Source organism: Pseudomonas sp. NPDC088885 (genome assembly GCF_044750025.1).
In the GTDB taxonomy this organism is placed as follows: Bacteria; Pseudomonadota; Gammaproteobacteria; order Pseudomonadales; family Pseudomonadaceae; genus Aquipseudomonas; species Aquipseudomonas rustica.
Genome location: NZ_JBIVJB010000058.1, coordinates 25,843 through 32,098, shown reverse-complemented (window position 1 = coordinate 32,098; position 6,256 = coordinate 25,843). Strand labels below are relative to the sequence as shown.

6 protein-coding genes are annotated in these 6,256 nt (G+C 59.8%); 3 read left to right on the top strand and 3 right to left on the bottom strand.

The genetic code is table 11. The annotated features are described in order from the left end of the window. From ACIP1X_RS19975 to ACIP1X_RS19965, 3 genes are all read right to left on the bottom strand, one after another. Positions 1 to 845: FAD-dependent oxidoreductase (locus tag ACIP1X_RS19975; protein WP_400754527.1), on the bottom strand; the 845-nt coding region annotated here is incomplete at its 3' end. A 20-nt stretch (positions 846 to 865) separates the two neighbouring features. Further along, positions 866 to 2,119, bottom strand: a complete 1,254-nt coding sequence (locus tag ACIP1X_RS19970; RefSeq protein ID WP_008086924.1) for a serine hydroxymethyltransferase — start codon at positions 2,117 to 2,119, stop codon at positions 866 to 868. Positions 2,120 to 2,405: 286 nt separating this feature from the next. Next, positions 2,406 to 3,116, bottom strand: a complete 711-nt coding sequence (locus tag ACIP1X_RS19965; protein ID WP_400754525.1) for a TraX family protein — start codon at positions 3,114 to 3,116, stop codon at positions 2,406 to 2,408. 126 nt (positions 3,117 to 3,242) lie between these two features. Between ACIP1X_RS19965 and ACIP1X_RS19960 the strand changes: the two genes are divergently transcribed. The 3 genes from ACIP1X_RS19960 to ACIP1X_RS19950 all read left to right on the top strand — a co-directional run bounded on the left by ACIP1X_RS19960 (position 3,243) and on the right by ACIP1X_RS19950 (position 6,247). Further along, positions 3,243 to 4,283, top strand: coding sequence for a low specificity L-threonine aldolase (locus ACIP1X_RS19960; RefSeq protein WP_008084160.1), 1,041 nt, complete (start codon positions 3,243 to 3,245; stop codon positions 4,281 to 4,283). Positions 4,284 to 4,588: 305 nt separating this feature from the next. Beyond that, complete coding sequence (locus ACIP1X_RS19955) at positions 4,589 to 5,122, top strand: REP-associated tyrosine transposase (protein ID WP_400754523.1); 534 nt, start codon at positions 4,589 to 4,591, stop codon at positions 5,120 to 5,122. 300 nt (positions 5,123 to 5,422) lie between these two features. Next, a complete protein-coding gene (locus tag ACIP1X_RS19950; protein ID WP_159814741.1) occupies positions 5,423 to 6,247 on the top strand; it encodes an NAD(P)-dependent oxidoreductase in 825 nt (274 codons plus the stop codon). Positions 6,248 to 6,256: the final 9 nt, after the last annotated feature.

Here is a 6,256-nt window from a genome sequence, read left to right as displayed (position 1 = left end):
CCGTGCACGGCGTTGGACATGATCACGCTGTCGATAATCGGCTTGATCGGCTCGGACACCAGCGCTTGCAGCGGGTGGGATTCGATCGGCAGACGGAAACCGGCGAGTTTGGCCATGTGTCCGGAGTTACCAGCGGTGACCACACCGACGCGCTTGGCGCCGATGAAACCCTTGTTGGTTTCAACACCGATGCACACGCCGTTTTCCTTGCGGAAACCGATCACTTCGGTCTGCTGAATCAAGTCCACGCCCAAGGCGTCGGCGGCACGGGCAAAACCCCAGGCCACGGCATCGTGACGGGCGACGCCGCCGCGACGCTGAACGGTTGCGCCCATCACCGGGTAGCGGGTGTTTTTCGAGCAGTCGAGGTACGGAATCTCGTCAGCCACTTGCTTGGCGTTGAGCAGTTCGCCATCGACGCCATTGAGGCGGTTGGCGCTGACCCGACGCTCGGAGTCACGGATGTCCTGCAGGGTGTGGCACAGGTTGTGGACGCCACGCTGGGAGAACATCACGTTGTAGTTGAGATCCTGTGACAGGCCTTCCCACAATTTCATCGCGTGTTCGTAAAGGTGCGCCGACTCGTCCCACAGGTAGTTGGAGCGCACGATGGTGGTGTTGCGCGCGGTGTTACCGCCGCCCAGCCAGCCCTTCTCGACCACGGCGACGTTGGTGATGCCGTGTTCTTTCGCCAGGTAATAAGCAGTCGCCAGACCGTGCCCGCCGCCGCCGACGATGACCACGTCGTAGACCTTTTTCGGCGTCGGTGTGCGCCACATGCGCTGCCAGTTTTCGTGGTGGCTGAGGGAGTGTTTGAAGAGGCCGAAGCCCGAATAGCGTTGCATAGTCAGTTACTCCAGAACACTCAGCGATAAACCGGGAAGTCTGCGCACAGGGCCGACACTTGCTGGGCAACATTGGCTTCGACATCGGCATCACCGAGGTTGTCGAGGATGTCGCAGATCCAGCCAGCCAACACTTCGCACTGGGTCACCTTGAAACCGCGCGTAGTGACGGCCGGGGTGCCGATGCGCAGGCCCGAGGTCACGAACGGCGATTGCGGGTCGTTCGGCACGGCGTTCTTGTTGACGGTGATGTGCGCACGGCCAAGGGCGGCGTCGGCGTCTTTACCGGTCAGGCCCTGACGGATCAGGCTGACCAGGAACAAGTGGTTGTCGGTACCGCCGGACACTACATCGTAGCCACGTTTGATAAACACGCTGGCCATCGCCTGAGCGTTGTCGATCACTTGTTGCTGATAAGCCTTGAAGCCCGGCTCCAGCGCTTCCTTGAAGCACACGGCTTTACCGGCGATGACGTGCATCAGCGGGCCGCCCTGAGCGCCGGGGAATACGGCGGCGTTGAGCTTTTTCTCGATCTCTTCGTTGGACTTGGCCAGGATCAGCCCGCCACGTGGGCCGCGCAGGGTTTTGTGCGTGGTGGTGGTGACCACGTCGGCGTACGGCAGCGGATTTGGGTACAGACCGGCAGCGACCAGACCGGCGACGTGGGCCATGTCGACGAAGAGCAGCGCGCCGACCTTGTCAGCGATCTGGCGGAAGCGTGGGAAGTCGAGGGTCTTCGAGTAGGCAGAGAAACCGGCGACGATCATTTTCGGCTTGGATTCGACGGCGAGACGTTCGACTTCGTCGTAATCGATCAAACCGGTGTCGGTGTTGATGCCGTACTGCACAGCGTTGTAGAGCTTGCCCGAGGACGACACTTTGGCGCCGTGGGTCAGGTGACCGCCGTGGGCCAGGCTCATGCCGAGGATGGTGTCGCCCGGCTGGATCAGTGCCAGATAAACAGCGCTATTGGCCGATGAACCGGAATGTGGCTGGACGTTGGCGTAATCGGCGCCGAACAGTTGCTTGGCGCGTTCGATGGCCAGTGCTTCGACTTTATCGACGTGCTCGCAGCCACCGTAGTAGCGCTTGCCCGGATAGCCTTCGGCGTATTTGTTGGTCAGGCCACTGCCTTGCGCTTCCATCACGCGTTTGCTGGTGTAGTTCTCTGACGCGATCAGCTCGATGTGATCTTCCTGACGTTGCTCCTCGGCATTCATCGCCGCCAGCAGTGCATCGTCGTAACCCTGGATCTGGTCTTGCTTGCTGAACATCGCGTCTCTCCCAGCGGCATCTGTGCGCCATTCGTCTCGGTAAGGCACCGGCAATCACGGCAGTGCCCTTTGATGCCGATGGTATGACCGGCGCAGACAGCTCAAATGCCTGCGGACGCCACGCAAAGGTGCGTTTACGACATGCCTCGAAATGCCCGGTCGAACGTATCCCTCGAATCCGTGGAGATCCCCTGTGGGAGCGAGCCTGCTCGCGAAGAGGCCGGCACATCCGACATAGAAGTTGGCTGACAGACCGATTTCGCGAGCAGGCTCGCTCCCACAGGGGTTAGGTGTATGCCGCGCGAACCGCGATTAGCAGGAGGAAATGCGCGGGATAAAGGGCGTAAGCCCAGCGCCGCATTGGCGGTGGCTGGAGATGTCGCTCATGTCGCAACAGGAACATTCCGAGCAGTGGCGCAAACAGACACGCGGCAATCCCAAGAATGGCCACGCTACTGCCAAACCTCGCCGAGTCGTAAAGCACTTGCCATTGATTCGCTGCGAGGCATACCAATCCCGGCAACAGGCTGAAATACCACGGCAGACGAAACACCAGCAGCATCGCCAGCGGCAACAAAACACCGAAGAACCCGAACATCAGCCGCTCCGGGAAAACCATCGCCAGCACCAACGCAGCAACACCGAGCAATCGCGACATCACCGATGGATCCTGCCAGCCCCGCGCCACCAGCAAGCCCAGCGCCAGCGTCGGCATCACATTCAACGTATCCGGCTCGGGAATGTACAACCGATACGGAATCTCGCTCACCGCACTGAACAGCAACAACCACCCCAGATAGCGCCATTCCATCTTCCGCGAACCATCGCGCGAAAGATTCGCCGCCATCGCCAGACAAAACCACGGAAACGCCAGCCGCCCCGGTACGTAAAGCCAATCGGCGGAGAACCCGACATATCGCAGGTGATCGAGCAACATGCTCAGCAGCGCCAGCCACTTGAGCAGATCCAGCGCGCCGTCGCGTTTTCTCAGGTGCATAATCGGCCTGCATCCTTGTAATGTTCAGACAGCGACATCTCGTGTGCTCCCCGGAAGATCTTCGGTAAAGTGCGCACCATCATTGACCACGAGCCTTCACAAGAGTCTCGACCACGGAAGCCGGCCATGACCGACAAGAGCCAACAATTCGCCAGCGACAACTATTCCGGTATCTGCCCTGAAGCCTGGGCTGCCATGGAACAGGCCAACCACGGCCACCAGCGCGCTTATGGCGACGATGAATGGACCGCGCGCGCGTCCGACCATTTCCGCCAATTGTTTGAAACCGACTGCGAAGTGTTCTTCGCCTTCAACGGCACCGCCGCCAACTCGCTGGCCCTGTCGTCGCTGTGCCAGAGTTACCACAGCGTGATCTGCTCGGAAACCGCCCACGTCGAAACCGACGAATGCGGCGCCCCGGAATTCTTCTCCAACGGCTCGAAACTGCTGATCGCCGGCACTGAAAACGGCAAGATCACCCCGCAGTCGATCCGCGAAGTCGCGCTCAAGCGTCAAGACATCCACTACCCGAAACCGCGCGTGGTCACCCTGACCCAAGCCACCGAAGTCGGCAGCGTCTACACCCCGGAAGAAGTTCGCGCCATCAGCGCCACTTGCAAGGAACTGGGCCTGCACCTGCACATGGACGGCGCGCGCTTCTCCAACGCCTGCGCCTTCCTCGGCTGCTCGCCAGCGGATCTGACCTGGAAGGCCGGTGTCGATGTGCTGTGCTTTGGCGGCACCAAAAACGGCATGGCCGTGGGTGAAGCGATCCTGTTCTTCAACCACAAACTGGCGGAAGACTTCGATTATCGCTGCAAGCAGGCCGGGCAACTGGCATCGAAAATGCGTTTCCTCTCGGCACCGTGGGTCGGCATCCTCGAAACCGACGCCTGGCTGAAATATGCGCGCCACGCCAACCACTGCGCGCAGTTGCTCGCTGAACTGGTCAGCGACATCCCAGGCGTCGAACTGATGTTCCCGGTGCAGGCCAACGGCGTGTTCCTGCAACTGTCAGAACCGGCCATCGCCGCCCTGACCGCGAAGAACTGGCGTTTCTACACCTTCATAGGCAAGGGCGGCGCACGCTTCATGTGCTCCTGGGACACCGAAGAAGAACGCGTCCGCGAACTCGCCCGCGACATCCGCGAAGTCATGTCCGCCTGACCTGACGCCAGCGCACTGATCGTTCCCACGCTCCGCGTGGGAACGCCTCCCGGGACGCTCCGCGTTCCATCCCCCAGACGCTAAACACCTCTATGACGCAGAGCGTCAATGGCTGCATTCCCACGCAGAGCGTGGGAACGATCTTCGGCCGAGGATGACTTTTCCCACCGTAATACCAGACTTCTCTTCTAGCGCGATCATCCCACCCGCCTCACCCTGATCGTTCCCACGCTCTGCGTGGAAACGCCTCCCGGGACGCTCCGCGTTCCATTCCCGTCGCACCGCAAGATTCAAGGAAGAATCCCATGGGCCGCAGCCGCTACACCATTACTGAAACCGACAAACCGCATTTCCTGACTTGCACGATCATGGAGTGGTTGCCGTTATTCATCCGCCCGTACATCGTCGACCACCTGCTCAACTGCTGGCGTTATCAACAGACCCACCATGACTTGAAGCTGTACGGCTACGTGATTCTGGAAAACCATCTTCACTTCGTCGCTCAGGCGCCCGACCTGAGTAAATGCCTCAGCCAATTCAAATCTTTCACCGCGCGACAAATAATCGATGATCTGCAAAGCAAAGGTGCCGACAAAGCCCTGAAACGTCTGCGCTTTAGCAAACGCGCACATAAGCAGGATCGGGTGTACCAGTTGTGGCAGGAAGGTTCACACGCAGAAATGGTCTACAGCGAATCGGTGATGCGTCAGAAGCTTGAATACATCCACAACAATCCAGTGAAACGCGGGTATGTGGACTTGCCAGAGCATTGGCGTTATTCGAGTGCCAAGGACTACGCGGGAATGCCGGGGCTGATTGAGGTTCAGTGCTGGTATTGATGGGACGCAGAGCGTCCCGGGCTGCATTACCACGCGGAGCATGGGAACGAGCAAATTGAGTCCGCCCGACCTCCGCACTGATCATTCCCACGCTCCGCGTGGGAATGCCTCTCGGGACGCTCCGCGTTCCAGCCTCACCATAGACGTAAAGCTGAGCACCGCTATGACGCGGAGCGTCGACGGCTGCATTCCCACGCGGAGCGTGGGAACGATCATGGCGGAGACAGCGTTACCTGATCTGCTTGGTCTACATTGTCTGTCGAGCCCTTCGCTCATATAACAATAAGCAGGAGCATCGGCATGTCGTTACAAGGCAAAACCCTGTTCATCACCGGCGCCAGCCGTGGCATTGGCCGTGAGATTGCGCTGCGTGCCGCGAGGGACGGGGCCAATATCGTGATTGCGGCGAAAAGCGCCGAACCCCACGCCAAACTGCCCGGCACCATCCACAGCGTCGCCGCTGAAGTCGAAGCGGCGGGCGGCAAGGCGTTGGCGTTGCAGGTGGATGTGCGTGATGAGGATGGCGTGCGCCAGGCACTGGCCCAGGCCAACGAACATTTCGGCGGCATCGATGCGCTGGTAAACAACGCCGGGGCAATCAAACTCACTGGTGTGCAACACATCGAGCTCAAACGCTTCGACCTGATGCACCAGATCAACACCCGCGCGGTGCTGCTGTGCAGCCAGGCCGCCCTGCCCTATCTGAAGAAATCCTCGGGACACATCCTCAATCTGTCGCCACCGCTGAATCTGGCGAACAAATGGTTCGCGCAGTTCAGCCCGTACACCGTGACCAAGTACGGCATGAGCATGCTGACGCTGGGGATGAGTGAGGAGTTTGCCGCGTACGGAATCAGCGTGAATTCGTTATGGCCGCAGACGATGATTGCCACGGCGGCGATTGAGTTTCAGCTGGGGAACCGGGAGTCGTTCAAGCAGGCGCGAACGCCAGCGATCATGGCGGATGCGGCGCATGTGATTCTGGATAGCCGCGATCGGCAGATCACCGGGCGGCTATTGATCGATGAAGAAATTTTGCGCGAGAGCGGCGTGACTGAATTTGATCATTACCGCTTTGAACCGGGCAGCACCACAACCCTGATGCCCGACCTGTTCATCGATTAAAACGCATAA